This window comes from Micromonospora sp. NPDC047467 (assembly GCF_040643095.1).
GTDB lineage: Bacteria > Actinomycetota > Actinomycetes > Mycobacteriales > Micromonosporaceae > Micromonospora.
Map to the genome: position 1 here is coordinate 1 of NZ_JBEYTO010000004.1, position 26313 is coordinate 26313.

Annotated in this window: 21 protein-coding genes and 1 rRNA gene; 16 read left to right on the forward strand and 6 right to left on the reverse strand. The window is 71.5% G+C overall.

Annotated features, from left to right (window positions below; genetic code table 11):
* Positions 1–89, forward strand: a 5S ribosomal RNA gene (gene rrf / locus ABZ780_RS12515); the annotation flags it as partial.
* 224 nt (positions 90–313) lie between these two features.
* Here the strand turns inward: rrf and ABZ780_RS12520 are convergent.
* On the reverse strand, positions 314–1000 hold the full coding sequence (locus ABZ780_RS12520; protein WP_357012603.1) for a hypothetical protein: 687 nt from the start codon (positions 998–1000) through the stop codon (positions 314–316).
* A 69-nt stretch (positions 1001–1069) separates the two neighbouring features.
* Here ABZ780_RS12520 and ABZ780_RS12525 point away from each other — a divergent pair, with 69 nt between their 5' ends.
* Genes ABZ780_RS12525 through ABZ780_RS12535 form a run of 3 tightly spaced genes read left to right on the forward strand, consistent with a single transcriptional unit; the run spans position 1070 to position 5528 of the window.
* Positions 1070–3688, forward strand: coding sequence for a valine--tRNA ligase (locus ABZ780_RS12525; protein WP_357012604.1), 2619 nt, complete (start codon positions 1070–1072; stop codon positions 3686–3688).
* The gene (locus tag ABZ780_RS12530; protein ID WP_357012606.1) at positions 3685–5019 is read left to right on the forward strand and encodes a folylpolyglutamate synthase/dihydrofolate synthase family protein; all 1335 of its coding nucleotides are present in this window, start codon (positions 3685–3687) and stop codon (positions 5017–5019) included. The genes ABZ780_RS12525 and ABZ780_RS12530 overlap by 4 nt, the downstream gene beginning before the upstream one ends.
* Entirely contained in the window at positions 5016–5528 is a 513-nt protein-coding gene (locus tag ABZ780_RS12535) for a DUF4233 domain-containing protein (RefSeq protein WP_357012607.1), read from the forward strand. The genes ABZ780_RS12530 and ABZ780_RS12535 overlap by 4 nt, the downstream gene beginning before the upstream one ends.
* A 50-nt stretch (positions 5529–5578) precedes the next feature.
* On the opposite strand, the gene ABZ780_RS12540 is transcribed toward ABZ780_RS12535, so the two are convergent.
* Positions 5579–6991 carry a VOC family protein gene (locus tag ABZ780_RS12540; protein ID WP_357012609.1) on the reverse strand — a complete coding sequence of 471 codons (1413 nt, stop codon included), beginning with the start codon at positions 6989–6991 and terminating at the stop codon, positions 5579–5581.
* Between the two features lie 142 nt (positions 6992–7133).
* Between ABZ780_RS12540 and ndk the strand changes: the two genes are divergently transcribed.
* Complete coding sequence (gene ndk, locus ABZ780_RS12545) at positions 7134–7559, forward strand: nucleoside-diphosphate kinase (protein ID WP_357012610.1); 426 nt, start codon at positions 7134–7136, stop codon at positions 7557–7559.
* A gap of 64 nt (positions 7560–7623) precedes the next feature.
* Here ndk and sigJ read toward each other — a convergent pair whose 3' ends face one another.
* Positions 7624–8499 (reverse strand): RNA polymerase sigma factor SigJ, encoded by an 876-nt coding sequence (gene sigJ / locus ABZ780_RS12550; RefSeq protein WP_357012612.1) that lies wholly within the window; start codon positions 8497–8499, stop codon positions 7624–7626.
* A complete protein-coding gene (locus tag ABZ780_RS12555; protein WP_357012614.1) occupies positions 8496–8936 on the reverse strand; it encodes a carboxymuconolactone decarboxylase family protein in 441 nt (146 codons plus the stop codon). The genes sigJ and ABZ780_RS12555 overlap by 4 nt, the downstream gene beginning before the upstream one ends.
* Positions 8937–9521: 585 nt before the next feature.
* Between ABZ780_RS12555 and ileS the strand changes: the two genes are divergently transcribed.
* The gene (ileS, locus tag ABZ780_RS12560) at positions 9522–12668 is read left to right on the forward strand and encodes an isoleucine--tRNA ligase (RefSeq protein ID WP_357012615.1); all 3147 of its coding nucleotides are present in this window, start codon (positions 9522–9524) and stop codon (positions 12666–12668) included.
* A gap of 105 nt (positions 12669–12773) precedes the next feature.
* A complete protein-coding gene (locus ABZ780_RS12565) occupies positions 12774–13463 on the forward strand; it encodes a lysophospholipid acyltransferase family protein (RefSeq protein ID WP_357012616.1) in 690 nt (229 codons plus the stop codon).
* Between the two features lie 107 nt (positions 13464–13570).
* Here ABZ780_RS12565 and ABZ780_RS12570 read toward each other — a convergent pair whose 3' ends face one another.
* Positions 13571–14845, reverse strand: coding sequence for a hypothetical protein (locus tag ABZ780_RS12570; RefSeq protein WP_357485893.1), 1275 nt, complete (start codon positions 14843–14845; stop codon positions 13571–13573).
* Between the two features lie 212 nt (positions 14846–15057).
* On the opposite strand from ABZ780_RS12570, the gene ABZ780_RS12575 reads away from it, so the two are divergent.
* The 8 genes from ABZ780_RS12575 (at position 15058) to ABZ780_RS12610 (ending at position 24658) form a co-directional block, all read left to right on the forward strand.
* Entirely contained in the window at positions 15058–17034 is a 1977-nt protein-coding gene (locus ABZ780_RS12575; RefSeq protein WP_357012618.1) for a TIGR03960 family B12-binding radical SAM protein, read from the forward strand.
* 174 nt (positions 17035–17208) lie between these two features.
* On the forward strand, positions 17209–17928 hold the full coding sequence (locus tag ABZ780_RS12580) for a TIGR03936 family radical SAM-associated protein (protein WP_357012713.1): 720 nt from the start codon (positions 17209–17211) through the stop codon (positions 17926–17928).
* A 131-nt stretch (positions 17929–18059) separates the two neighbouring features.
* On the forward strand, positions 18060–21227 hold the full coding sequence (locus ABZ780_RS12585) for an Rne/Rng family ribonuclease (RefSeq protein WP_357012620.1): 3168 nt from the start codon (positions 18060–18062) through the stop codon (positions 21225–21227).
* A 98-nt stretch (positions 21228–21325) separates the two neighbouring features.
* Positions 21326–21826: a hypothetical protein gene (locus ABZ780_RS12590; RefSeq protein ID WP_357012621.1), complete on the forward strand. Its 501-nt coding sequence runs from the start codon at positions 21326–21328 to the stop codon at positions 21824–21826.
* A gap of 166 nt (positions 21827–21992) precedes the next feature.
* Positions 21993–22307, forward strand: a complete 315-nt coding sequence (rplU, locus tag ABZ780_RS12595) for a 50S ribosomal protein L21 (RefSeq protein ID WP_007464063.1) — start codon at positions 21993–21995, stop codon at positions 22305–22307.
* Positions 22308–22318: 11 nt separating this feature from the next.
* Positions 22319–22573: a 50S ribosomal protein L27 gene (gene rpmA, locus ABZ780_RS12600; protein ID WP_074313740.1), complete on the forward strand. Its 255-nt coding sequence runs from the start codon at positions 22319–22321 to the stop codon at positions 22571–22573.
* Positions 22574–22665: 92 nt separating this feature from the next.
* A complete protein-coding gene (gene obgE, locus ABZ780_RS12605) occupies positions 22666–24138 on the forward strand; it encodes a GTPase ObgE (protein ID WP_357012622.1) in 1473 nt (490 codons plus the stop codon).
* Positions 24139–24208: 70 nt separating this feature from the next.
* Positions 24209–24658, forward strand: coding sequence for a GNAT family N-acetyltransferase (locus ABZ780_RS12610; RefSeq protein ID WP_357012623.1), 450 nt, complete (start codon positions 24209–24211; stop codon positions 24656–24658).
* 96 nt (positions 24659–24754) lie between these two features.
* Here ABZ780_RS12610 and ABZ780_RS12615 read toward each other — a convergent pair whose 3' ends face one another.
* Positions 24755–25246, reverse strand: a complete 492-nt coding sequence (locus ABZ780_RS12615; RefSeq protein ID WP_357012625.1) for a DUF4383 domain-containing protein — start codon at positions 25244–25246, stop codon at positions 24755–24757.
* 230 nt (positions 25247–25476) lie between these two features.
* Between ABZ780_RS12615 and ABZ780_RS12620 the strand changes: the two genes are divergently transcribed.
* Positions 25477–26298 (forward strand): hypothetical protein, encoded by an 822-nt coding sequence (locus ABZ780_RS12620; RefSeq protein WP_357012626.1) that lies wholly within the window; start codon positions 25477–25479, stop codon positions 26296–26298.
* Positions 26299–26313: the final 15 nt, after the last annotated feature.

A 26313-nucleotide genomic window follows, 5' to 3' on the forward strand; every position in this document is an offset into this window, starting at 1 on the left:
CCGGTTACATTCCGAACCCGGAAGCTAAGCCCTCCAGCGCCGATGGTACTGCACTCGTGAGGGTGTGGGAGAGTAGGACACCGCCGGACAATCTTTCCGTCAGGGCCACCCCTAGCAATGGGGGTGGCCCTGACGCGTATCCACATATAGAAGCGGGCCACCCCTCACCGGGTGGCCCGTTTCTGCGTTACCTCACCCCCACCCGGGGGTTGATCGACTCGATATCGCCGATGTGGGGGTGTCAGGTAGGCGGGTAACCGCCAGATCAGCGACACGGGGATCCACCGCATCAGGACCGCCGGCGCGCAGCTGGTCAGTCGCGGGTCTGCATATCGGCGCGGAGATCCCGCAGCAGGGCGCCAGCGTCGTTGACCGACCGCCCGGGGAACATGGCCATCACGACGCTGCCGTGGTCGGCCCAACCGCACACCGCGAAGTCGCCCCCCTCGCCGGTGGTGCTGCCGCACTTCATCACACCGCCGAGGTCGCCCGCGGGCACCTCGCGCAGGCCGGTCACCGCACCGGTCTCGTCGGACATTAGGCCGAAGAGGCTGTCCAGGTCGCGCTCCGGCTGCCACAGCAGGGTGGTGCCGCCGAAGATCAGCACGGACCGCTTGTCGTCGGCCGGATCGCGGTAGACCGTGCCGAAGCTGCGGTCCAGCTCGATGTCGGCGGCCAGGCCGCTGCGCAGGTAGTCAGCTGTGCTTTTCGCCCGCTCGCTGTCGTCCCGCGTCAACCCCGCCACCTGGTCGGGTGAGGTCAGCCGGGTGTCCTTCTGCTGCGCCACCCGCCACCCACCAACGGCCAGCGTGCCCGCACCCGCGAGGCCGACTGCCAGCGCGATCGCCCAACCGATCCGGCGACGCCGGGACCAGCCGCCCGAACGCTCGTCGGGCCCACCCCCGGTGTCCCGGGTGCTCAGCTGGATCGGCTCCTCGGTCAGCTCGACCGGCTCGCGACCGTCGTCGAGCGGGCGCTCAGTGAGATGTGCGTCGGACATAGCCGACACCGTACGCGAATGGCAGGTGGCGCACGTCGGGTCTGCGGAAGCCCTCCGTAGACTTGTCAGGTGACCGAGAGACTGGATGCCCGACGCCCCGACGCCCCGACCCTTGCCGGCCAGTACCTGCCCGGCGAGGTAGAGCAGCGACGGTACGAGCAGTGGGTAGCCGCCGGGCACTTCCGGGCCTCGGCGGACAGCGACAAGCCGCCCTTCACGATCGTCATCCCGCCGCCGAACGTCACCGGCTCGCTGCACATGGGTCACGCGTTCGAGCACACGCTCATGGACGCGTTGACCCGGCGTAAGCGGATGCAGGGCTTCGAGGCGCTGTGGCTGCCCGGTATGGACCACGCCGGCATCGCCACCCAGAACCTGGTCGAGCGTCAGCTCGCCGCCGAGGGTCTGTCTCGGCACGACCTGGGCCGGGAGAAGTTCGTCGAGCGGGTCTGGCAGTGGAAGGCCGAGTCCGGTGGGGCCATCCTGGGCCAGATGCGTCGCCTCGGCGACTCCGTCGACTGGGACCGCGAGCGCTTCACCATGGACGCGGGGCTGACCCGCGCCGTTCAGACGATCTTCAAGAAGCTCTTCGACGACGGTCTCATCTACCGGGCCAACCGGATCATCAACTGGTGTCCGCGCTGCCTCACCGCGCTCTCCGACATCGAGGTCGAGCACACCGACGACGACGGTGAGCTGATCTCCATCCGCTACAGCGACGAGGTCGTGGTGGCCACCACCCGGGCCGAGACGATGCTGGGCGACACCGCGGTGGCGGTGCACCCGGACGACGAGCGCTACCAGCACCTGATCGGCACCGAGGTCGAGTTGCCGCTCACCGGCCGCCGGATCCCGATCGTGGCCGACGCGCACGTCGACCCCTCCTTCGGCACCGGCATGGTCAAGGTGACGCCCGCCCACGACCCGAACGACTTCGAGATCGGCCAGCGCCACGACCTGCCCGCACTGACCGTGATGGACGAGCGCGGTGTGATCACTGTGCCCGGCCCGTTCGAGGGGCTGGACCGGTTCGAGGCGCGGCCCGCGATCGTGGCGGCGTTGCGCGAGCAGGGCCGGATCGTCGCCGAGAAGCGCCCGTACGTGCACGCGGTCGGGCACTGCTCGCGGTGCAAGACGACCGTCGAGCCGCGGCTGTCGTTGCAGTGGTTCGTCAACACTGCGCCGCTGGCCCAGGCGGCCGGTGACGCGGTCCGCGACGGCCGGGTTCGCATCGAGCCCGCCGAACTGGCTAAGCGCTACTTCGCCTGGGTCGACAACATGCACGACTGGTGCATCTCCCGCCAGCTCTGGTGGGGGCATCGCATCCCGGTCTGGTACGGCCCGCAGGGTGAGATCGTCTGCGTCGGCCCGGACGAGCAGCCGCCGACCGACGAGGGCTGGCACCAGGACGAGGATGTCCTCGACACCTGGTTCTCCAGCGGCCTGTGGCCGTTCTCCACCCTCGGCTGGCCGGAGCAGACTCCGGACCTGGCGAAGTTCTACCCGACCAGCGTGCTGGTCACCGGGTACGACATCCTGTTCTTCTGGGTCGCCCGGATGATGATGTTCGGCCTCTACGCGATGGACGGCCGGCCGCCCTTCGACGTGGTCGCGTTGCACGGCATGGTGCGTGACCAGTTCGGCAAGAAGATGTCGAAGTCGTTCGGCAACGTGGTCGACCCGCTGGACTGGATCGACCGGTACGGTGCCGACGCCACCCGGTTCACCCTGGCTCGGGGCGCGAACCCCGGTCAGGACGTTCCGGTCAGCGAGGAGTGGTGCCAGGGCTCGCGTAACTTCTGCAACAAGCTCTGGAACGCCACGCGGTTCGCGCTGATGAACGGCGCGCACACCACCGGTGACCTGCCCGCCGCCGAGCAGCTCTCCACCGTCGATCGGTGGATCCTGTCCCGGCTGGCGCACGTGACCGCCGAGGTCGACGAGCAGTTCGAGGCGTACGAGTTCGCGAAGGTGTGCGACCTGCTCTACCACTTCGCCTGGGACGACGTCTGCGACTGGTACGTCGAGTTGAGCAAGCCGGTGCTCGCCGAGGGCGGCGAGCGGGCCGAAGCCAGCCGACGGGTGCTCGGGCACGTGCTGGACCAGCTGCTGCGGCTGCTGCATCCGGTCATCCCGTTCGTCACCGAGGAGCTGTGGCTCGCGCTGACCGGCGGCGAGACGGTGCAGACCGCCGCCTGGCCGGTGGCCGACAGGTCGCTGGTCGACGACGCCGCCGAGGCCGAGCTGGTGAGTGTGCAGCGGGTGGTCACCGAGATCCGCCGGTTCCGTTCCGACCAGGGGTTGCGCCCGACGCAGCGGGTGGCCGCCCGCCTCGACGGGCTGACCGGTGCTGGCATCGCGGCTCACGAGCCGCTGATCCGGTCGCTGGTCCGGCTCGACCCGGCCGGCGACGACTTCCAGGCCAGCGCCACGCTGGCCATGCCCGGCGCGGTCGGTGTCGCGTTGGACACCCGGGGGTCGATCGATGTGGCCGCCGAGCGGGCTCGGCTGACCAAGGACCGCGCCGCAGCCGAGAAGGAGGTCGCGCAGGCTCGGGCGAAGCTCGACAACCCGGCCTTCATCGGCAAGGCCCCCGAGCCGGTGGTTGCCAAGATCCGCGACCGGCTCGCCACCGCCGAGGCCGATCTGGTCCGGATCGATGCTGCTCTGGAGACGCTTTCCTCGTGACCGACCGTACCGAATTCGCCGCCGCCGAGGCCGAGCTGGCCGCCCGCGGTTTCACCCGCATGGTCTTCGAGCTGGACCGCATCGAGTCACTGCTCGACCTGCTCGGCAGCCCGCAGCGGGCGTACCCGGCGATCCACCTGACCGGCACCAACGGCAAGACTTCCACCGCGCGCATGATCGACTCGCTGCTCCGGGCGTTCGGGCTGCACACCGGCAGGTACACCAGCCCGCACCTGGAGACCGTCCGGGAGCGGATCAGCCTGGACGGCGAGCCGGTCAGCGAGGAGCGGTTCGCCGCCGTGTACGGGGAGGTCAAGCCGCTGGCCGAGCTGGTCGACGCGCGCTCGGACGAACCGCTGACGTACTTCGACATGACCACGGCGCTGGCGTTCGCGACGTTCGCCGACGCGCCGGTCGACATCGCGGTGGTCGAGGTGGGGCTCGGCGGTGCCGAGGACGCCACCAACGTCATCCAGGCCGGGGTCTGCGTGATCACCCCGATCGGCCTGGACCACACCGAGTGGCTCGGCGACACGCTTCAGGACATCGCGCTCGCCAAGGCCGGCATCATCCACCCCGGCGCCACCGTGATCGCGGCGGCGCAGGAGGACGAGGCCGCGCGTCCCCTCCTCGAACGCTGCTCCGAGGTGGGCGCCACCATCGCCCGGGAGGGTGCCGAGTTCGGCGTGCTGAGCCGCGCGGTCGCGGTCGGCGGGCAGGTGCTCACCCTGCAGGGTCTCGGCGGCGTCTACGACGATGTGTTCATCCCGCTGCACGGCGCGCACCAGGCGCAGAACGCGGCGGTGGCGCTCGCCGCCGTGGAGGCGTTCCTGGGTGCCGGAACCCGACGGCAGCTCGACATCGAGGTGGTCCGGGAGGGCTTCGCGTCGACCAGCTCCCCGGGCCGGCTGGAGCGGGTGCGCAACGCCCCGACCATTCTGTTGGACGGCGCGCACAACCCGCACGGCATGAAGGCCACCGTCACCGCGCTGCAGGAGGAGTTCGCGTTCAGCAAGTTGGTGGCGGTTGTCGGCGTACTCGCCGACAAGGACGCCGAAGGTCTGCTGGAGCTGCTGGAACCGGTGGTCGACCAGGTCGTGGTCACCCGCAACAGTTCGCCACGGGCGATGCCGACGGCGGAACTCGCCGCGCTGGCCGCCGAGATCTTCGGCGAGGAACGGGTCGACGTCGCCGAGGAGATGCCGGACGCGATCGAGCTGGCGGTGGCGATGGCCGAGGAGGACGTCCCGGGTGAGCTCAGCGGGGTCGGAGTGCTGATCACGGGTTCGGTGGTCACGGTGGCGGACGCCCGACGGCTGCTGAAGCGATGACCGGCCCGGAGCGGGACCCCCGGACCGCGGAGCACCCATCGGCGGACCAGCACACCACCGCGCAGCCTGGGGCCGCGCAGCCCTCGGTGGAGCAGCCTGGGGCCGAGCAGCCTGGGGCCGAGCAGCTCGCGGCCGGACCGTCCGGGGAGCAGCCGACGGCCGGGCAGCCGCGCCGTTCCGGGTTGCGCAACCCGGAACGTGCGGTCCGTGGCCTGGGTGCCGGGACGCTCAGCCTGGAAGCGCTCGTGCTGCTGCTGGCCATCCAGCCGATCCGGGTGGTCGGCAGTGACTTCGGCGGTGCGGCGATCGGCGCGGTGGTGGCCCTTGCGGTGGCCGCCGTGCTGCTCGCCGGCATGATGCGCCGCCCCTGGGCCTGGCACGCCGGCACCGTGCTCCAGGGCCTGCTGCTGCTGGCCGGTCTGCTGCACTGGTCGCTGCTCGGGCTGGGCGTCATCTTCGCCCTGGTCTGGGCGTACGCGTTGCACGTCCGCCGGGTCATCCTCGGCTGACGCCCCACCCACCCCGCTCACGGAGACCCGCTGAGGGGGAGTGGGCCGGGTCAGGCGTCGGCGCGTTCCCGCCACTGGGTGAGGGCGATGCCGTGGCCGTCCGGGTCCCGGAAGGCCGCCGCCCACACCTCCAGCTTGCTGCCCCGGCTGATCACCCGGGGCGCGTACGTGAAGCGGACGCCGGAGTCGCGCATCCGCTCGTACGCCCCCTCGATGTTGTCCACCTCGAGGTTGACGTGCACCAGCCGGCGGCTGATCGGCGCCGCCTCGGTCAGCTCGCGCAGCACCAGCCGGGTCGTGCCGGAGGCGAGCACGGCGTTGCCGGTGCCCTGGTCGACCTCGGTGAAGCCGAGCCGGTCGCGGTAGAAGGTGAGCGACCGGGCCAGGTCGGTGACCAGCAGGGTGAGGCCGACCCCGCTGATCGGGCCGGCCGGGTCGGCGACGGCCGCGCCGTCGTACCCGAAGATCGCCTCGTCCAGTTCCTCGGCGGTGACGGTATCGCGGGCCGTTCCGCCGGTGGCCGGATCGTCCAGCGGCAGGTCCAGCGGGTCCAGTGGGTCTGTGGCGACCGGGCTGGTGCGCTGCGTGGGCGGCGGGTCGAAGCGCTGCGCGGTGGGCGGGTCGAGGTGTTCCTCCGCCGGTGCGGGCCGGTCGTCCTCCGGTGGGCGCGGCGCGGGGGTGGTGGCCCGTCGGGGCAGCCCGCCTCCGGCCTGCTGCTCGACCACGACGCCCTCCAGCACCACCCGACCGCTCGGGCTGTGGCTCATCACCACCGGCTCGTGCTCCTCCGCCGCGACGATGGCGTCGTCACGCAGCGGATCGGGGCCGTGCGGGTCCCGGAACGGGTCGCCGTGCGGGTCCCGGAACGGATCGCCACCGCGTGGGTCGCGGAACGGGTCGCCGTGGGGGTCGCGGTAGTCGTCGTCCCCGGGGTGGTCGGCCCATGGCGGGGCGTCCTGCTGGATCAGCACCTCGTCCACGGCGTCGACGTCGCCGAACTCCGGTGGGAGGTCGGCGACGGCCGCCGCCGTCTCGGCGTGGGTCAGCACCTCGTCCCACAGGACCTTGACGTGCCGCTGGTCGTCCAGCGCGACCCGGATCGGCAGGGTCTGACCCAACGACGGCCACTTGGAGACCGGCACCCGTGGCTCGATGATCTTCTTGGACCGGGGCGGCAGGCCCGGCGCGTCCAGCACCAGTTGCAGCTCGCAGCGGCCGAACGCGTACTGGGTGGGTGGTTCGGAGGCGCTGTGCACGTGGCCGACACCGACCACCCAGGTGCGCCCACCGCCGCGCACGGTGGCCAGCGCGATCGCCAGCACCAGCAGGGCGACCCCGAGCGCCACGATGGCCCAACTGGTCATGCCCAGCCCGAAGAGGACGACGAACGTGGCCACGGTGCCGAGCACCGTGCCAATCAACTTGCGTACCGGCGCGATGGGTCGGTTCCCGCCATTCGCCACAGTGGACCTCCCGGGGGTCAGGGCCAGGCTAGGCCGGATCGGCCGCCGGGGGAAAGACCGGCCGCCGCGCCGGCGCCGGGACCGGGTCGCTAGGCTGACCGTACCGAGCCCGAGCGTTCTGCGCGTACAGGAGGAACCCAGCGTGTCCAGCAACAGCCCGGAAGAGCGCAGCCTCGTTCTGATCAAGCCGGACGCGGTTCGCCGCGGTCTGGTCGGCGAGGTCCTCTCCCGCTTCGAGCGCAAGGGGCTGCGGATCGACGCGATGACGCACCGGACGATGGACGCGGCGCTCGCCGACGAGCACTACGCCGAGCACGTCGACAGGCCGTTCTACCCGCCGCTGAAGGACTTCATGACCAGCGGCCCGCTGATCGCCCTGGTGCTCTCCGGCGACCAGGTCATCGACGTGGTCCGTGGGCTGGTCGGCGCGACCGACGGCCGTAAGGCAGCCGCCGGCACCATCCGGGGCGACCTGTCGCTGTCCAACCGGGAGAACCTGGTGCACGCCTCCGACTCACCGGACAGCGCCAAGCGCGAGATCGCGCTCTGGTTCCCCGAGCTGGGCTGACCCGAGCTGTCGACCCCGAGCCCGTCGACCACGAGCCCGTCGACGCGGGCTCGCGGCGGCGGGCTCAGTCGACCGGCGGCAGCTTCGCCGGGTTGCCCACCACGTAGATCCCGGTGATCCGGCCGTCCGCCGCAGCGACGGTCATCGTGTAGCGGTCGCCGTTCGGGCGGGTGAGCAGGGCGGCGGGTTCGCCGTTCAACTCCAGCCGCCGCACCGCCCATTCGCGGTCCGGGCCGTAGATCCCGGCGAAGAACCGGGCGACCCGGTCGGCGCCGCTGACCGGGTTGCGGGCGGCCTGCACCCGACCGCCGCCGTCGTTCCACGCCGTGGCGTCTGCGGCGACCAGGCCGGTCAGCGTCGCCAGGTCCCCGTTCCGAGCGGCGGCCAGGAACGCCTCCAACAGTCGTTCCCGCTCCGGCCTGCTGGCGGTGAACCGACGCCGCTCCTGGCGTACCCGGGTGACCGCCCGGTGGTGCAGTTGCCGACAGTCCTCGGGCGTCCGGTCCAGGATCTCGGCGATCTCCGCGTACGGCAGTTCGAACGCGGTGTGCAGGACGTACACCGCGCGTTCCGGCGGGGTGAGCCGCTCCAACACGTGCAGCAGGGCGGTGGACAGCGAGTCGCGCAGCTCCGCGCGCTCCAGCGGCCCGAACGGCGAGGGCTCGGTCGGCACGGGCTCGGGCAGCCACGGCCCGACGTACGTCTCGCGGGTCGCCTGCCGCGCCCGCAGCCGGTCCAGGGCCAGCCGGGTCACGACCCGGGACAGGTAGCGGCGCGGCTCGGCCACCGTCGAGCGGTCCACGCCCAACCAACGCAGGTACGCCTCCTGGAGCACGTCCTCGGCGTCGTACCGGCTGCCGAGCAGGCGGTACGCCAGCCCGAGCAGCATCGGCCGGTGCGCCTGAAGCGCACCGGCCGCCTGCGTCGCCTCGGTCGTCACACCTGCGCCGGGAGCTCCGTGCGCGTGGTGATCGCCACTCGGTTCCATACGTTGATTGTGGCAATCGCGAGGACCAGGTCCGCCAGCTCCTTCTCCGACCACACCTTCGCGGCGGCGTCCCAGACATCGTCCGGTACCCCGTGGTCGCCGAGGCGGGTCACCGCGTCGGTGAGCGCCAGCGCAGCGCGCTCCCGCTCGTCGAAGAAGGGCGCCTCGCGCCAGGCGGCCACCGCGAACAGCCGCCGGCTCGACTCGCCGGCAGCGAGCGCGTCCCGGCTGTGCATGTCCACGCAGAAGGCGCAGCCGTTCAAGATCGACGCCCGCATCTTGACCAGCTCGAGGACGGTGTGGTCGACGTTCGTCTGGACGTACTTCTCCAGGCCCAGCACGGCCCGGTATCCCTGCGGCGCTACCTCGGCCGCGTTCATCCGCTGCATGACTACCTCCTGGTCGGTTTTGACACCGACACGACGGACCGACCGGGGTACGCCGTGACAGTTCCGGCTGTGATCCCGGTCATGTGGGTCGGGTGGGCTCAGCCGCGATCCGCTGACCGTCCACTCGAAACTGTCGGGGGCGTGCCGTCCGGACAACCGGCGTTCCGACCCACGTCACCCGTGCCGCCGGTCGCGGCCACCTCCCCCCACCCCTCCCCGGGTGATCATGAAGTTGTTGCCACGACTCGCCGTCACGGCGGGCAATAACTTCATGATCAACGGGGCGAGGTGGGGTGGGGTGGGGATAGTCGGGGGCGGGGAGGGCGGGAGGTCTTGTATCGTTGACGGTCGTAAGGCGATGACCCGGCTATCACCGGTGAGCCTCCGGAAGAACAGCCGGGTCACCGGCCCAGTAGAACCGGACGGGTCCGGCCCGTCACAGCCGGCCAATGAGCGGGCGGTCGCACGTTGACCGCCAAGCGGGGTGGTACCGCGGACCACCGGGAGCGCTGTTTCAGGCGTACCCCGGAAGGTTCGTCCTCGCAGACCCACGTTGAGTGAGCTGCGCGAGGAGAGCGACCCCCGATGGCCTATCCGTTGCACGACCCGACCGCCGCCGGTGTCCCGGCGAGCCCGGACCTGCCCGCGGTCGAGCGCCGGGTGCTGGAGCACTGGACGGCCGACAAGACCTTCGAGGCGTCCGTCGAGGCTCGCCCGGCCGGTGACGACGGCAAGAACGAGTACGTCTTCTACGACGGTCCGCCGTTCGCCAACGGCCTGCCGCACTACGGCCACCTCTTCACCGGGTACGTCAAGGACGTGGTGCCGCGCTACCAGACCATGCGCGGTCGGCACGTCGAGCGGCGCTTCGGCTGGGACTGTCACGGCCTGCCCGCCGAGGTGGTGGCCGAGAAGCAGCTCGGCATCACCAGCAAGGCGGAGATCATCGACCTGGGCGTGGCCCGGTTCAACGACGCCTGTCGCGCCTCGGTGCTGGAGTTCACCCAGGACTGGGAGCGGTACATCAACCGGCAGGCCCGGTGGGTCGACTTCGCCAACGACTACAAGACCCTCGACCTGGACTACATGGAAAGCGTCATGTGGGCCTTCAAGACCCTGCACGACAAGGGTCTGATCTACGAGGGCTTCCGGGTGCTGGCGTACTGCTGGCGCTGCGAGACGCCGCTGTCGAACACCGAGACGCGGATGGACGACGTCTACCGGGACCGGCACGACCCGACGCTTACCGTGTGGTTCGAGCTGACCGCCGACGAGTCCGCCCCGGAGCTGGTCCGCGGGCCGGTCAAGCTCGGCGTCTGGACGACCACGCCGTGGACCCTGCCGTCGAACCTGGCGCTCGCCGTCGGCCCCGACATCGAGTACGCGGTGCTGGAGCGCGACGGCGAACGTTACGTCGTGGGCGCGGCGCGGGTGGCCGCGTACGCCAAGGAGCTGGAGGGCTACGAGCAGGTCGGCACTGTGTACGGCCGGGACCTGGTCGGACGCCGCTACACGCCGCTGTTCGACTTCCTCGTCGAGCAGGCGGGCGAGAACGCCTACCAGGTGCTCGGCGCGGAGTTCGTCACCACCGAGGACGGCACCGGGATCGTGCACCTCGCGCCGGCCTTCGGCGAGGACGACCAGAACGTCTGCAACGCCGCCGGCATCCCCACCATCGTCACTGTCGACGACCACACGCGGTTCACCGCGCTGGTCCCGCCGTACCAGGGTGAGCAGGTCTTCGACGTCAACAAGCCGGTGATCCGGGAGCTCAAGGAGCGGGGGGTGGTGCTCAAGCAGGACACCTACACCCACTCGTACCCGCACTGCTGGCGCTGCGACACCCCGCTCGTCTACAAGGCGGTGTCGTCGTGGTTCGTCGCCGTGACGCAGTTCCGGGACCGGATGGTCGAGCTGAACCAGGAGATCAACTGGACGCCCGGCCACATCAAGGACGGCTCGTTCGGCAAGTGGCTGGCGAACGCCCGCGACTGGTCGATCAGCCGCAACCGGTTTTGGGGCTCGCCGATCCCCGCGTGGAAGTCCGACGACCCGAACTACCCGCGCCTGGACGTCTACGGCTCGCTCGCCGACATCGAACGGGACTTCGGCGTACGCCTGACCGACCTGCACCGGCCGGCGGTGGACGACCTGGTCCGCCCCAACCCGGACGACCCGACCGGCAAGTCGATGATGCGCCGGGTGCCGGAGGTGCTGGACTGCTGGTTCGAGTCCGGGTCGATGCCGTTCGCCCAGGTGCACTACCCGTTCGAGAACGCGGACTGGTTCGAGCACCACTACCCGGGTGACTTCATCGTCGAGTACATCGGGCAGACCCGCGGCTGGTTCTACACCATGCACGTGCTGGCCACCGCGCTGTTCGACCGGCCGGCGTTCCGTAACTGCCTCAGCCACGGCATCCTGCTCGGCTCGGACGGGCGCAAGATGTCCAAGAGCCTGCGCAACTATCCGGACGTCTACCACGTCTTCGACGCGTACGGCTCGGACGCGATGCGCTGGATGCTGATGTCCTCGCCGGTGCTGCGCGGCGGGGACATGGCGGTCACCGAGGCGGGCATCCGCGACGCCGTCCGGCAGGTGCTGCTGCCGCTGTGGAACGTCTGGTACTTCTTCTCGCTCTACGCCAACGCCGACGGGCACACCGCTCGTCGCCGTTCCGACTCGACGCACCTGCTCGACCGGTACGTGCTGGCGAAGACGAACGAGTTGGTGTCGACGGTCGGCGCGCAGATGGACGCGTACGACATCTCCGGCGCGTGCGCCACCGTCCGGTCCTACCTGGACGCGCTGACCAACTGGTACGTGCGCCGGTCCAGGGACCGCTTCTGGGCCGGCGACGCCGACGCGTTCGACACGCTCTGGACCGTGCTGGAGACGCTCTGCCGGGTGGTGGCGCCGCTGGCGCCGCTGACCGCGGAGGAGATCTGGCGGGGGTTGACCGGGGAGCGCTCGGTGCACCTGACCGACTTCCCGTCGGCGGAGGAGTTTCCCGCTGACCACGAGTTGGTCGCCGCGATGGACGCCACCCGGGCGGTCGCCTCGGCGGCGCTGTCGCTGCGCAAGGCCAAGGGGCTGCGGGTGCGTCTGCCGCTGTCCAGGCTGGTCGTGGCCTCGCCGGCGGCGGAGCAGTTGCGCCCGTTCGCCGACCTGGTCACCGACGAGGTCAACGTGAAGGCCGTCGAGTTCAGCGCGGACCTGGCCGAGTACTGCCAGCAGGTGCTGACCGTGGTGCCCCGGGTGCTCGGCCCACGCGTCGGCAAGCAGGTCCAGCAGGTGATCAAGGCGGTCAAGGCGGGCGACTGGGAGCTGGTCGACGGCGCCCCGGTGGCCGCTGGCGTCACCCTGGCCGAGGGCGAGTACGAGCTGCGTCTCGTCGCCGCAGACGCCGAGCACTCGGCGCCGCTGCCCGGCGCTGAGGGCGTGGTCGTGCTGGACACCGAGGTCACCCCGGAGTTGGCCGCCGAAGGGCTGGCCCGCGACGTGGTGCGGGTGGTGCAGCAGGCCCGCCGCGACGCCGACCTGAACGTCTCGGACCGGATCGTGGTGTCGGTGTCGGCGTCGGAGGAGGTGCGCGCGGCGGTGGCCGCGTACGGCGACTTCGTGGCCGGTGAGGTGCTGGCCGACTCGGTCGACTTCGCCGAGGGCCTCGACGGCTTCGCCGGTGAGGTCGGCGAGGGCGACCGGGTGACGGTGGTCGTCCGCCGGGTGTAACGACCGTCGTCAGGGTGCGGACGCCTCACCACCTCCGTCCGGGGGGTGTGGAGGCGTCCGCTACCGTGACACCGCCTGTTCGTACCTGATCCCGCCGGAGGACCAGTGCCCCTGCTCTACACCATCGGCAAGCTCACCGTGGCGCCCACGCTGCGGTTGGCGTTCCGCCCGACCGTGGAAGGGCTGGAGCACGTGCCGGAGAGCGGCGGCGCGGTCTTCGCCGGCAACCATCTCTCGGTCGCCGACGAGCTGTTCCTCGGCACGGTGGTGCCCCGCCACCTGGCGTTCTGGGCGAAGTCGGAATATTTCAAGGGCACCGGTGTGAAGGGCGCGATCTCCAAGTTCGTCCTCACCGGCCTGGGTGCCATCCCGGTCGAGCGGGCCGGCGGGCGGGCGGCACTGTCCGCGTTCGACGCCGCGATCCCGGCGCTCAAGGGCGGTGACCTGGTGGCCGTCTACCCGGAGGGCACCCGCTCACCGGACGGCAGGCTCTACCGGGGGCGGACCGGCGCGGCCCGCCTGGCGATCTCCGCCGGTGTGCCGATCATCCCGGTCGGCATGATCGGCACGGACAAGGCGCAGCCGATCGGCGCCCGGGTGCCGCGCCCCGGCACCGCCAAGATCACGATCCGGTTCGGCAAGCCGCTGGACTTCACCGGCCGCCCGGACGACCGGGCCTCGCTGCGGCAGATGACCGACGAGCTGATGAGCGAGATCCAGAAGCTCACCGGCCAGGAGTACGTGCCGCGCTACGCCCCGCCGCGCGCCCACCCCGACCCGACCCACGACGCCTGACCCGCCACCCCCGCCCCCCCCCCGCCCCGCAACGGGTGATCAAGAGGTTTGCGTCATCGCGGAGGCGGGTTCTGACCGATACCTCTTGATCACCGTCGGCGCAGGGCTCACGCCTTGGGTTGGACGATCTCGTTGCGCAGGGTGGACAGCAGGTCGGCACTGTCGGCGACGGAGAGCCGGGTGAACACGCCGGTCGCGATGCTGCCGTGGTCGACCGAGGTGCAGACCACCACGTCGGCACCGGCGGACCGGCCGACCGCGCAGCGCTCGTGCCGGCCCCGTACGCCGGTCTTCACCGTCTCGGGGGCGTCCAGCGCGTAGCGGTCACTGAGCCGGGTGATCTCCGCTTCCGCGTCCGCCTCTGGGGTCAGTCGGAAGCCGGTGCCGCCGAACACCGTCACCCGCTTGCCGTCCTTCGTGCCGTAGACGCCGGCGAACGTGTCCTCGGCCAGCCAGTACTCCTGGCGTACCTCGCCCTCCAGTTCGCGGGCGGTCTGGGCGCTGCCGTCGTCCTGACGCAGGCTCAGGTCGGCCACCCGCTCGGGTAGCGCCGCGCGGGCCGGGTACTGGGCCGAGATCGGGAACCCGTAGTAGGCGGGGCAGCCGCAGCAGCAGGCCAGGGTGAGCAGCAGCAGCCACGGCCAGCGGCGACGTCGCCGTACCGGTACCGGCACGTACCCCTTCGGGGCCTGCCAACCCGGCGGCGGCATCGGTGGTGGTGCCATCGGCGGCGCGGCCGACCGCCGGCCCCGGCGCTGCTTGGGCGGTCGGGGCGGTGCCGGGGGCGGTGCGGGCGGCGACATGGGTCGGCTCGGCATCATGGGCCCGGCGGCCTGCGGCGGTCGGGGTGCGGCCTGCGGTGGCATCGGAGGGGCCGGCGGCGACACCGGATGCGACCCGACTGAGGGAGCGGGCGGACCGGACCACTGCCGGGTCGCCGGCGGCATCGGGTAGTCCAACGTCGGCGGCATCGGGGGCAACTCGGCGGACGGCAGGTCCCAGCCGCCGGTGTCCACACCGGCCCACGGGTCGACCGGCGTCTGGTGCTCCGGCGATGCGACGGGCACGGGCGGCGGCGGAGTCGGCTCGGCCGACTCGCCCCAGGCGCGCCGACGCGGCAACGGCGGCGGCACCGGCGCCGAGCCGCTCCACCGGGGCGCGGGGACCTCGGCGGCGGCCTCGGGCTGCTGCGACGGCTCCAGGGCTGTGGGCTGCGCCGATGGTTCCGGCTGGTCCGATGGTTCCGGCTGGTTTGGGGGTTCCGGCTGGTTCGGCGGTACGGGTGGGGAGGTCGGCTCGTCGGCGACCGCCGGACCCTGGTCCGGCTCCGCGCCCGGGGTGTTCCCGTCGGCCGGCCGTGCTCCCGGCTGGGGCTCCGGCATCGCGGCAATCTCCTCTCGCGCCGGTCCGAGGTTAGTACCGCGTCGCCACCGCCGCCGCGCGGGCGTCGAGGCACGCGCGGGCGTCGAGGCACGCGCGGGCGTCGAGGCAGCGGTGCGGTGAGGCAGGGGTGCGGCGGGCGTGCTCGGTGCATCGGTGCGTCGTGGCGGCGTCCGCGCGGTCGCCGCCGGGCGGGCGCGTACCCTTGGGCATCATGAGTGCCCCGTCCACGACGCCGCGCGCGGCCGCGACCAATTCCGTCTGGCCCCGGCTGGAGCCGCTGCTCCCTCAGGTCTCCAAGCCCATCCAGTACGTCGGCGGTGAGCTGGGCGCGGTGGTCAAGGACTGGGATGCGGCGACGGTGCGCTGGGCGCTGATGTATCCCGACGCGTACGAGGTGGGCCTGCCCAACCAGGGCGTGCAGATCCTCTACGAGGTGCTCAACGAGCTGCCCGACACCCTCGCCGAGCGGACGTACGCGGTCTGGCCGGACCTGGAGACCCTGATGCGCACGCACAGCGTGCCGCAGTTCACGGTCGACGCGCACCGGCCGGTGCGGGACTTCGACGTGTTCGGCATCTCGTTCTCCACCGAGCTGGGCTACACCAACCTGCTCACCGCGATCGACCTGGCCGGCATTCCGATGCTGGCCGCCGACCGCACCGACGCGGACCCGGTGATCGTGGCCGGTGGGCACGCGGCGTTCAACCCGGAGCCGATCGCCGACTTCATCGACGCCGCCGTGCTCGGTGACGGCGAGGAGGCCGTCCTGGAGATCACCGCGATCGTCCGGGAGTGGAAGGCCGAGGGCTCCCCGGGTGGCCGCGACGAGCTGCTGCTGCGGCTGGCCCGCACCGAGAGCGTGTACGTGCCGCGCTTCTACGACGTCGACTACCTCCCCGACGGGCGCATTCAGCGGGTCGTGCCGAACCGGGCGGATGTGCCGTTCCGGGTGCACAAGCGCACGACGATGGACCTGGACGCGTGGCCGTACCCGAAGAAGCCCCTCGTGCCGCTGGCCGAGACGGTGCACGAGCGGTACGCGGTGGAGATCTTCCGGGGTTGCACCCGGGGCTGCCGCTTCTGCCAGGCCGGCATGATCACCCGCCCGGTGCGGGAACGCTCGATCACCACCGTGGGGCAGATGGTCCAGCAGGGGCTGGAGTTCTCCGGCTTCTCCGAGGTGGGCCTGCTGTCGCTGTCGTCGGCCGACCACTCCGAGATCGGCGACATGTGCTCCGGCCTGGCCGAGCAGTACGCGGGCACCAACGTGTCGCTGTCGCTGCCGTCGACGCGGGTGGACGCCTTCAATATCGACCTCGCCCAGGAGTTGTCCCGCAACGGGCGGCGGACGGGTCTGACCTTCGCTCCGGAGGGCGGGTCGGAGCGGATCCGCAAGGTCATCAACAAGATGGTGTCGAAGGAAGACCTGATCCGCACCGTCGTCACCGCGTACAGCAACGGCTGGCGGCAGGTGAAGCTCTACTTCATGTGCGGCCTGCCCACCGAGACCGACGAGGACGTCCTCGAGATCGCCGACATGGCCCACGAGGTGATCAAGGCCGGTCGGGCCGCCACCGGCTCCAAGGACATCCGCTGCACGGTCTCCATCGGCGGGTTCGTGCCGAAGCCGCACACCCCGTTCCAGTGGGCTGCCATGGAGCGCCCGGAGGTCATCGACCACCGGCTCAAGATCCTCAAGCAGGCGATCAACTCGGACCGATCGCTGGGCCGGGCCATCGGCTACCGCTACCACGACGGCGAGCCGTCACTGATCGAGGGCCTGCTCTCCCGGGGTGACCGCCGGGTCGGCTCGGTGATCCGCAAGGTGTGGGAGAACGGCGGCCGGTTCGACGGGTGGAGCGAGCACTTCTCCTACCAGCGCTGGGTGGACGCCGCGGCCGAGACGCTGCCCGCGTTCGGGGTGGACCTCGACTGGTACACGACCCGTCAGCGTGAGGAGCTGGAGGTCCTGCCCTGGGACCACCTGGACTCGGGCCTGGACAAGGACTGGCTCTGGCAGGACTGGCAGGACTCGGTGAGCGGCTTCGAGCAGGACGACTGCCGCTGGACCCCGTGCTTCGACTGCGGCGTCTGCCCGTCGATGGACACCGAGATCCAGATCGGCCCCACCGGCAAGAAGCTCCTCCCCCTAACCCCCCTGAAGAGCCTGAAAACCCCCACCGCGTAGCCCCGGCCGGCCCGCCCGCCCCAGCCCGCGTTGATCATGAAGTTGTTGCCTGCGGCACCGCGTGTCGCCGACAATAACTTCATGATCAACGGTTTCTGAGTTCCGAGGAGCGAGACGATCAGTAAGAAACCACAGCCGGAGGGTGGGCAGGCGCCGATCGTCCAGCGCGTCCGCATCCGGTACGCCAAGCGCGGGCCGCTGCGGTTCACCTCACACCGGGACTTCGCCCGCGCCTTCGAACGCGCCCTGCGTCGGGCCGCCGTACCGATCGCCTTCTCCCAGGGCTTCACCCCGCACCCGAAGATCTCCTACGCCAGCGCGGCGCCCACCGGCGTGGCCAGCGAGGCGGAGTACCTGGAGATCGGCCTCCAGGCGCCGGTCGACCCGGAGGCGCTGCGCGCCGCGCTGGACGCCGCGCTCTCGCCCGGGTTGGACGTGCTGGAGGCGGTGATCGCCGACGGTGGCAACCTGCCGGACCGGATCGAGGCATCGCACTGGCACATCGTGCTGCCCGAGGTCGACCCCGCTGTGCTGCGCGCCGCCGTGGACGCCTTCAGCGCCGCCGACGAGGTGCTGGTCGAGCGGATGACCAAGCAGGGCCGACGGACCTTCGACGCTCGCGCGGCCGTTATATCAATCGATGTCATGGCGTCGACGGAGACGCCTTCCGGGGCGCCGGCCGTACCGTGTGCGATACTCGAACTGGTCGTGCGGCAGGTCACCCCGTCCGTACGGCCCGATGACGTCCTTTCCGGCCTCCGCGTGGTGGCCGACCTGGAGCCGCCGGTCTCGCCGAGGGTGACCCGGCTGGCTCAGGGCACGTTGACCGCGCAGGGTGCGATCGTGGATCCGTTGGATGCGGACCGCGGCGGGGCAGCCATCGTTGGGCATTGACCGACGGTCAGTGCTCTGGCAGGCAGACTTCGGCGGTCGCGCACCACGCGCGCCCGGCGGAAACACTTTTGCGGCAACCCTGCGTGGCAGCGCTCACCCGCGCCCGGGGCAGCCAGAACTGGAGAACGTCCATGCTCGAGAACGAGCCCGAGGGCGGCGAACGGACCGGCTCACAGCCGGCCGGTGACACCGCTGACCAGAGCACCACCGACGGCCTTTCCGCCACGGCCGCCGGCTCGGCACCGCTGGAGCCGACGGGTGCGCAGAGCACTGAGCCAGCCGGTGCGCAGAGCACTGAGCCAGCCGGTGCGCAGAGCACTGAGCCAGCCGGTGCGCAGAGCACTGAGCCAGCCGGTGCGCAGAGCGCCGAGCCCGCAGCCCCGGTGCGGCGTGCCCGGACGACCCGTCGTCGGGCCGCGCCGCTCAGCCAGCCGGAGCAGACCGACGCGCCGGTCGAGGCGTCCACCGGCGGGACGGGCAGCGCCGAGTCGCCGCAGGCGGAGGTCCTCGCCCCGATCTCCGGCGACCAGGACGTAGCCCCGAAGACCCCCCGGCGCCGCCGCAAGGCCACCGCGGTCGAGACGACCGCCGCGGAACCGCTGGTCGCGGCCACCGCCGAGGAGGCGTCCGCCGAGGTGGTGCCCCCGGTCAAGGTGACGCGTACGCGGCGGAAGAAGGCCACGCCGGCAGCCGTCGAGGAACCCGCAGCCGTCGAGGAGCCGCCCGCCGTCGAGGAGCCGCCCGCCGAGGCGGAGCCTGTCGAGGAGCCGGCCGTCGAGACGCTGGCGGAGTCGGACCTGCGCGAGGCGGAAGCCGAGCTGAACGAGGCGGAGATCGACGCCACCGCCGAGCCGACCCGGACCAGTGGTGCCCAGGCGGGTTCCGGCGACGTACCGCCCGGGGTTTCTGTTGCCAACGTGGCGGAAGAGCCGATCGAGCCGGCCGAGGTCATCGAGCCGGAGCAGCCGCGGACCCGGCGTCGGCGTGCGGCGCTCTCCGCGCCCACCGTGCTGTTCATGGCGCCGCAGCCGGACGCCGTGCCGGTGACCCGGCCGGTGGAGCCCGCCCCGGTCGCCGAGGAACTGGCCGTCGAGGCCGAGCCGTCCCGTCGTCGGCGGCGCGGTCGCCGCGACGTCGAGCCGGTGGAGCCGGTCGAGGCCGTCGAGGCCGAGGAGGAGCCCGTCGAGGAGGCCGACGAGGTCGCCGAGGCGGATGAGGACGACGAGGACAGCGCCGCCGCGCGTCGCCGCCGCCGGCGTGGTCGCCGTGGCCGTGGCCGGGGCAAGGGCGGGGCCGACGACGCCGAGGACGAGGACTCCGAGGAGGCGCAGGCCGAGGAGGAGGAGACCGCCGAGGCCGAGGGTGACGAGGACGAGGAGTCCGAGGGCGGGGACGGGCTGACCCGCCGCCGTCGGCGTCGTCGTCGCCGGGGCGCCGGTGACACCGAGGGTGCCGCCGACGACGGCGTGCCCACCGTGGTCAAGATCCGTGAGCCGCGCCGTACTGTCGACGAGGTCCAGGGTGTGTCCGGCTCGACCCGGCTGGAGGCCAAGCGCCAACGTCGCCGGGACGGCCGGGAGCAGCGGCGTACCCGGCCGCCGATCCTCAGTGAGTCGGAGTTCCTGGCTCGCCGGGAGGCGGTCGACCGGGTGATGGCGGTCCGGCAGCGCGGTGACCGCACCCAGATCGCCGTCCTGGAGGACGGGGTGCTGGTCGAGCACTACGTCACCCGCAACTCCTCCGGCACGATGGCCGGCAGCGTCTACCTGGGCAAGGTGCAGAACGTGCTGCCCAGCATGGAGGCGGCGTTCGTCGACGTCGGCCGGGGCCGCAACGCGGTGCTGTACGCCGGCGAGGTCAACTGGGACACCTCCGGGCTGGAGGGCCGCGCCCGCTCGATCGAGCAGGCGCTGCGCTCCGGCGACTCGGTGCTGGTGCAGGTCACCAAGGACCCGATCGGCCACAAGGGCGCCCGGCTGACCAGCCACATCGCGCTCTCCGGCCGGCACCTGGTCTACGTGCCCAACGGCAACGCCTCCGGGATCAGCCGGAAGCTGCCGGACAACGAGCGCAAGCGGCTGCGCGACGTACTCAAGAAGTTGGTCCCGGACGGCGCCGGCGTGATCGTCCGTACGGCGGCCGAGGGCGCCAGCGAGGACGAGCTGGCGCGCGACGTCAAGCGGCTCCAGGCGCAGTGGGAGGACATCCAGGCCAAGGCCGCCGAGGGTGGCGCCCCGGTGCTGCTCTACGAGGAGCCCGACCTGGTCATCCGGGTGGTCAGGGACCTGTTCAACGAGGACTTCCGCGAGCTGGTGATCGAGGGCGAGCAGTCGTACGGCATGGTCGAGTCGTACCTGTCGCACGTCTCTCCGGACCTGGTCGACCGGGTACGCCGGCACGTCGGCACGAGTGACATCTTCGCCGAGTACCGGATCGACGAGCAGATCATCAAGGGCCTGGACCGCAAGGTGTTCCTGCCGTCGGGCGGCTCGCTGGTGATCGACAAGACCGAGGCCATGACGGTCGTCGACGTCAACACCGGCAAGTACACCGGCTCCGGGGGCAACCTGGAGGAGACGGTCACCCGGAACAACCTGGAGGCGGCGGAGGAGATCGTCCGCCAGCTCCGGCTGCGTGACATCGGCGGCATCGTGGTGATCGACTTCATCGACATGGTGCTGGAGTCGAACCGTGAGCTGGTGCTGCGCCGGCTCACCGAGTGCCTGGGCCGGGACCGCACCAAGCACCAGGTCACCGAGATCACCTCGCTCGGCCTGGTGCAGATGACCCGTAAGCGGATCGGCGCGGGCCTGCTGGAGGCGTTCAGCGAGACCTGTGAGTGCTGCAAGGGTCGGGGCGTCATCATCCACACCGAGCCGGTGCCGGAGAAGCCCCGCACCGGTGGGGCGGGTGAGAAGGTCAAGGCCGTCGCCTCGTCGGCCCCGGTGGCCGCCGCCCCCGCCGCCGAGCAGGGCACCGCGTCCTCCCGCCGCCGGGCGCGCAAGAGCGCCCCGGCCGAGCGGGCGGTGGTCGAGGTCGTCGACACCGACACCGACACCAGCGCCGAGCCGGACGCCGACTACCAGGACACCATGGGCTACGACCTGTCCCGCTACGAGTCGGACGCCGCCGCCGGGCCGGCGGTCACCGACAGCCAGCAGGGCGAGTCGGCCCGGCTGGCCGCGGCGGACGACCCGGACGCGCTCGCCGACGGCGACGCCGACGAGGAGAGCAGCGAGGGTGGCTCAGGGCGTCGCCGCTCCCGGCGCGGTGGCACCCGCCGGCGGACCCGCCCCTGACCCGCATCATGTTTGACGAGGTCCCTTCTCCGGCAATCTGGCGGGGGAGGGACCTCGCCGTTCCGGCCCACCAGGCCGCTCCCGGTCAGGAGGAGAGGATGCGTCGCCTGCTCGCCGTAACCGTGCTGGTCAGCGCGCTCGCCGCTGGGGCGGGTTGCGCCGCCGACCGGCCGGTCGGCGAGGGCACGGCCGGTGCGACCACCGGGGGGTCCGGCCCGACGGCGGCCGGGCCCGGGGGAGCTTCCGCCGGGTCGAGCGGTACGCCCGGGGTGGGCGACGCGCAGGTGTGCGCCGAGGCGCGGCGGGCCGGCGAGACCGCCCTACGGGTGTACGTGGAGGAGTTGGGCCGGATGGTGGCGGCGGTGGGTGCCGGCGACAGCGCCACGGCCGAGGCGGCCCGCGCGAGAGCCGAGGCGGCGCTGGCGCTCTGGCGTACCGCGCTGCGGGAGCAGTCGGCCCGAGCCGTCGATCCGCAGCTCAAGGCACTGCTCACCGACATCGGCACCGAGGCCGCCGCGCTCGGCGCCGACGTCGAGTCGATCGACGAAACCGAACTCGACCGGCTCCAGCAGCGCCTCGACCAGCTCTGCGCACGCTGAACAGGGCGGGCCGGTTTGGGGTCCGGGCCGGCCATGGCGTACTCTTGCCTGCGGCGCACCTTTGGTGTGCTGAGTTCCCGTGTGCCCGCGCCGCCGTGCACTGCTACCCGGCGAGCCGCCGCGGGGACGACCGCCAGCAGCCTCAACGACAGGGAGTCCGCCTCCGATGTACGCGATCGTCAAGACCGGCGGCAAGCAGTACAAGGTCGCCGAGGGCGACGTGATCGAGGTCGAGAAGCTCACCGGTGCTCCCGGTGACGCGGTGAAGCTCACCGCGGTGCTCCTCGTCGACGGTGACGACCTGGTGACCGACGCGGCGAAGCTTGCCGAGGTCGCGGTGTCCGGCGAGATCGCCGCGCACACCAAGGGCCCGAAGATCCGGATCCACAAGTTCAAGAACAAGACCGGCTACCACAAGCGCCAGGGTCACCGCCAGCCGTTGACCCAGGTCAAGGTGACCGGCATCTCCAGCGGGAAGTAGGTCGTCCTCCAATGGCTCACAAAAAGGGTGCGTCCAGCTCGCGTAACGGTCGTGACTCCGCGGCCCAGCGACTCGGCGTGAAGCGCTTCGGTGGTCAGGTTGTCAGCGCCGGTGAGATCCTCATCCGGCAGCGTGGCACCAAGTTCCACCCCGGTGACCTGGTCGGCCGTGGCGGCGACGACACGCTGTTCGCGCTGTCCGCCGGTGCGGTCCTGTTCGGCACCAAGCGCGGTCGTAAGACCGTCAGCATCGTTCCTCAGCAGTAGTTTTCAGGCTTTGCGGGCCGCGGACCTCCGGGTCCCGGCCCGCTTCGCTTTTTCGAAGTGCGGGGTCGACCCTCGCTGGAAGGATTGACGCCGTGGCGACGTTCGTTGACCGGGTCGTGCTGCATTTGCAGGCCGGCGATGGCGGGCACGGGTGTGTCTCGATCCACCGCGAGAAGTTCAAGCCGTTCGGCGGACCGGACGGCGGCAACGGCGGGCACGGCGGCAGCGTGTCGCTGGTGGTCGACCCGCAGGTGACCACGCTGCTGGACTTCCACTTCCACCCGCACGTCAAGGCCGACAACGGCAAGGGCGGCGCCGGGTCGAACCGGGACGGGGCCAACGGCCGCAACCTGGTGCTCAAGGTGCCCAACGGCACCGTGGTGCAGACCACCGACGGCACCGTGCTGGCCGACATGGTCGGCGCCGGCACCACCTTCGAGGTGGCCCGCGGTGGGCGCGGTGGGCGGGGCAACGCCTCGCTGGCCAACGCCAAGCGCAAGGCTCCTGGCTTCGCCGAGTTGGGGGAGCCCGGCGACCAGTTGGACATCGTGCTGGAGCTCAAGAGCGTCGCCGACGTGGGTCTGGTGGGCTTCCCGTCGGCCGGCAAGTCGTCGCTGATCTCGGTGATCTCCGCCGCGAAGCCGAAGATCGCCGACTATCCGTTCACCACCCTCGTGCCCAACCTCGGTGTGGTCCGGATGGACAACCACACCTTCACCGTCGCCGACGTGCCGGGTCTGATCCCCGGCGCGGCCACCGGCAAGGGGCTGGGCCTGGAGTTCCTGCGACACATCGAGCGCTGCGCGGTGCTGGTGCACGTCATCGACTCGGCGACCCTGGAGCCCGGCCGTGACCCGGTCGCCGACATCGACGCCATCGAGGCCGAGCTGAGCCAGTACGGCGGGCTGACCGACCGGCCGAGGCTGGTGGCGGTCAACAAGGTCGACGTGCCGGACGGCCGGGACCTGGCCGAGATCGTGCGGCCGGACCTGGAGGAGCGCGGCTACCGGGTGTTCGAGGTCTCCGCGGCCACCCGCGAAGGGCTCAAGGAGCTGACGTACGCGATGGCCGAGCTGGTCGACGCGGAGCGTAAGGCCGCGCCGCCGGCAGAGCCGACCCGGATCGTGATCCGGCCGATGGCCGTGGACGACGACGGCTTCACCATCACGGCCGAGACGGACGGCTCGTTCACCGTCCGGGGCGTTCGGCCGGAGCGGTGGGTCAAGCAGACCAACTTCGACAACGACGAGGCGGTCGGCTACCTGGCCGACCGGCTTGCCCGGCTCGGTGTCGAGGACAAGCTCGCCAAGGCCGGCGCCCAGCCCGGTGACCTGGTTCGGATCGGTGTGCGGGAGTTCGACTGGCAGCCGACGCTCCACGCCGGCGTGGAGTTCGTGCCCGGCAACCGGGGCACCGACATCCGGCTGGAGGAGAAGTCGAACCGGGCCTCGGCGGCGGACCGGCTCGCCGCGCGCAAGGCCCGCCGGGTGCGTTCGGCGGACGAGGTGGGCGCGGACGCCTCCGACGATGACGTCGACGACGACATCGAGGACGACGCCGAGTAGCCCGTTGCGCTCCGTGATCGGGTTGACTGCTGGAAACCTCCGCGAAATCCATCCGGCCTAACGTCGGGTGATGCTGATCGAGTCCCGGCCCGCCACCGATCCCGAGATCGCCACCCTGGTCATCGCCCAGCAGCGTGAGCTGCGTGCGGCCGATGGCGGGCTGGACGGGCAGGTCACCATCACCCACGACGACATCCGCTACCTGGCGGTGGTGGCGAACGGTCAGGCGGTCGCCTGCGGCGGCCTCCAGTCGCTCGACGCCGCCACCGGCGAGATCAAGCGGATGTACGTCCGACCGGCGCACCGGGGGCGGGGGATCGCCCGCCAGTTGCTCGCCGCGCTGGAGGAGTTGGCGTTCCGGCAGGGCCACTCGGTGGTCTGCCTGGAGACCGGCACGTACCTGCCCGCGGCCCTCGGGTTGTACGCCTCGTGCGGGTACGACCGGATCCCGGTGTACGGCGAGTACGTGGGTAACCCGTACAGCGTCTGCTTCGCCAAGCGGTTGCCGGTCGCGGCCTGACGGCTACGGCGGTCGCCAGGATCTCCACCTCCTGCACGGGTTCAGCGACGCGCTGATACCCGTGCCGGTGTGGCCGTGAAACCCAGAACGGGCAGCTCAGGGCCGGTCGAAGGGGGTGTCCAGTCGCCCGCCGGTGCCCACCTGGTTGGACAGCAGCAGCCCGAGCGCGACCATGCCGAAGCCGAGCGCGAGGTGCAACCAGTTGTCGGCGTTGTTGACCGGCAGGATGTTCGCGCCGCCCGCCTCGTCGAGCCCCTCGACCACCAGCCCGTACAGCCAGAGGGCCAGGTAGATCGCGCCGCCACCGGCCAGGAACAGCCGAGCGCCGGCGATGCTGCGGGCCATCGCCAGGCCGACCAGCCCGAACAGCAGGTGCACCGCGTTGTGCAGGATCGACACCTGGAACAGCCCGAGCAGCTTGGCCTCCGAGTGATGCCCGGCGAAGCGCAACTGGCCGTAGTCGGTGGTGATGCCGGGAATGAAACCGAGGACACCGATCAGCAGGAAGGCCCCGGCCACGGCCAGCGCGGCCACCTGCACCCGGGGCCGCTGCGCGGCAGGTCCGCTACCTCGCGCGTCTCGTGCCATCCCCTGCCCCCTCCGTGGATCTGCCAGCCCCGCGAATCTCGCTGTCCGTAGCGGCGACGTGACGCAGCCCGACGATCCTCCATTTTGAAGTCGATCCGGCCGGCCGCGCAGAGAAATGGGCGAAGAGGTATGGAAGCGAAAACGCAGGGTAGGTGAATTGTCGGCGGCCACGGTGACGCGGTCGCATCCCCCAGCACAACCGCGACGACTTTCCGAGCGGAAGGGAAATCATGACTTACGATCTTTCACCCACGTCTTCCACGTACGGGCAGGAGTCGGCCAACGGCGGAGGCGTTCGCGAGCAGGCCCGCCAGGTCGGGTCCGAGGCGGCGCACGCCGGTGGGGCGGTCGCCCACACCGCCAAGGAGCAGGGCACCGAGGTCGGCCGCGAGGCGGCCCGGCAGGCCCGCGACCTCTACGGCGAGGCGCGTACCCAGCTCGCCAGCCAGACCGGTGAGCAGCAGCGGCGCGCCGCCGGCGGGCTGCGCTCGATCGCCGACGAGATGCGCTCGATGGCCGAGCAGGGTGGCCAGGCCGGCCCGGTGAGCGAGCTGACCCGTCAGGCCGCCGACCGGGTGCACGGCGTGGCCGGCTGGCTTGAGGAGCGCGAGCCCGGCGACCTGATCAACGAGGTACGCGGCTACGCGCGGCGCAACCCGGGCACCTTCCTGGTCGGCGCGGCGGTCCTCGGCGTGCTGGCCGGCCGTCTGACCCGCGGCATCACCGCCACCGGCGACGACTCCGGCAACGCATCGGCCGGCTACCGAGGCGCCGGGGCGTACGACCCGGAGCAGACCGCCGTGATCCCGACGCCGCCGCCGGCACCCCGCGCCGCGCCGGACGCCGTCCCGCCGGGTGGCTACCTCGACCCGACCCCCGGCACCTACACCGAGCCGACCTCCGGCGGCTACACCGACCCGGTGCCCGGCGAGTACGCCGACCCGCGGCAGGCCAACCACCCGGAGCAGACCGGCACCACCCAGCCGCTGCCGCCGGTGACCCAGACCGACCCGCTGCCGGGCGTGCCGTCCACCGGTAGCCCTCGCCCGTGAGCCACCGAGTCATCC

What these genes read in the sequence shown, in the direction of transcription:
- ABZ780_RS12520 (WP_357012603.1), bottom strand. Translation starts at nt 1,000, where the DNA reads ATGTCCGACGCACATCTCACTGAGCGCCCGCTCGACGACGGTCGCGAG.
- ABZ780_RS12535 (WP_357012607.1), top strand. Translation starts at nt 5,016, where the DNA reads ATGACCGGCCCGGAGCGGGACCCCCGGACCGCGGAGCACCCATCGGCG.
- ABZ780_RS12555 (WP_357012614.1), bottom strand. Translation starts at nt 8,936, where the DNA reads ATGCAGCGGATGAACGCGGCCGAGGTAGCGCCGCAGGGATACCGGGCC.
- ileS (WP_357012615.1), top strand. Translation starts at nt 9,522, where the DNA reads ATGGCCTATCCGTTGCACGACCCGACCGCCGCCGGTGTCCCGGCGAGC.
- ABZ780_RS12570 (WP_357485893.1), bottom strand. Translation starts at nt 14,845, where the DNA reads ATGCCGGAGCCCCAGCCGGGAGCACGGCCGGCCGACGGGAACACCCCG.
- ABZ780_RS12575 (WP_357012618.1), top strand. Translation starts at nt 15,058, where the DNA reads ATGAGTGCCCCGTCCACGACGCCGCGCGCGGCCGCGACCAATTCCGTC.
- ABZ780_RS12585 (WP_357012620.1), top strand. Translation starts at nt 18,060, where the DNA reads ATGCTCGAGAACGAGCCCGAGGGCGGCGAACGGACCGGCTCACAGCCG.
- ABZ780_RS12590 (WP_357012621.1), top strand. Translation starts at nt 21,326, where the DNA reads ATGCGTCGCCTGCTCGCCGTAACCGTGCTGGTCAGCGCGCTCGCCGCT.
- rplU (WP_007464063.1), top strand. Translation starts at nt 21,993, where the DNA reads ATGTACGCGATCGTCAAGACCGGCGGCAAGCAGTACAAGGTCGCCGAG.
- rpmA (WP_074313740.1), top strand. Translation starts at nt 22,319, where the DNA reads ATGGCTCACAAAAAGGGTGCGTCCAGCTCGCGTAACGGTCGTGACTCC.
- ABZ780_RS12610 (WP_357012623.1), top strand. Translation starts at nt 24,209, where the DNA reads ATGCTGATCGAGTCCCGGCCCGCCACCGATCCCGAGATCGCCACCCTG.
- ABZ780_RS12615 (WP_357012625.1), bottom strand. Translation starts at nt 25,246, where the DNA reads ATGGCACGAGACGCGCGAGGTAGCGGACCTGCCGCGCAGCGGCCCCGG.
- ABZ780_RS12620 (WP_357012626.1), top strand. Translation starts at nt 25,477, where the DNA reads ATGACTTACGATCTTTCACCCACGTCTTCCACGTACGGGCAGGAGTCG.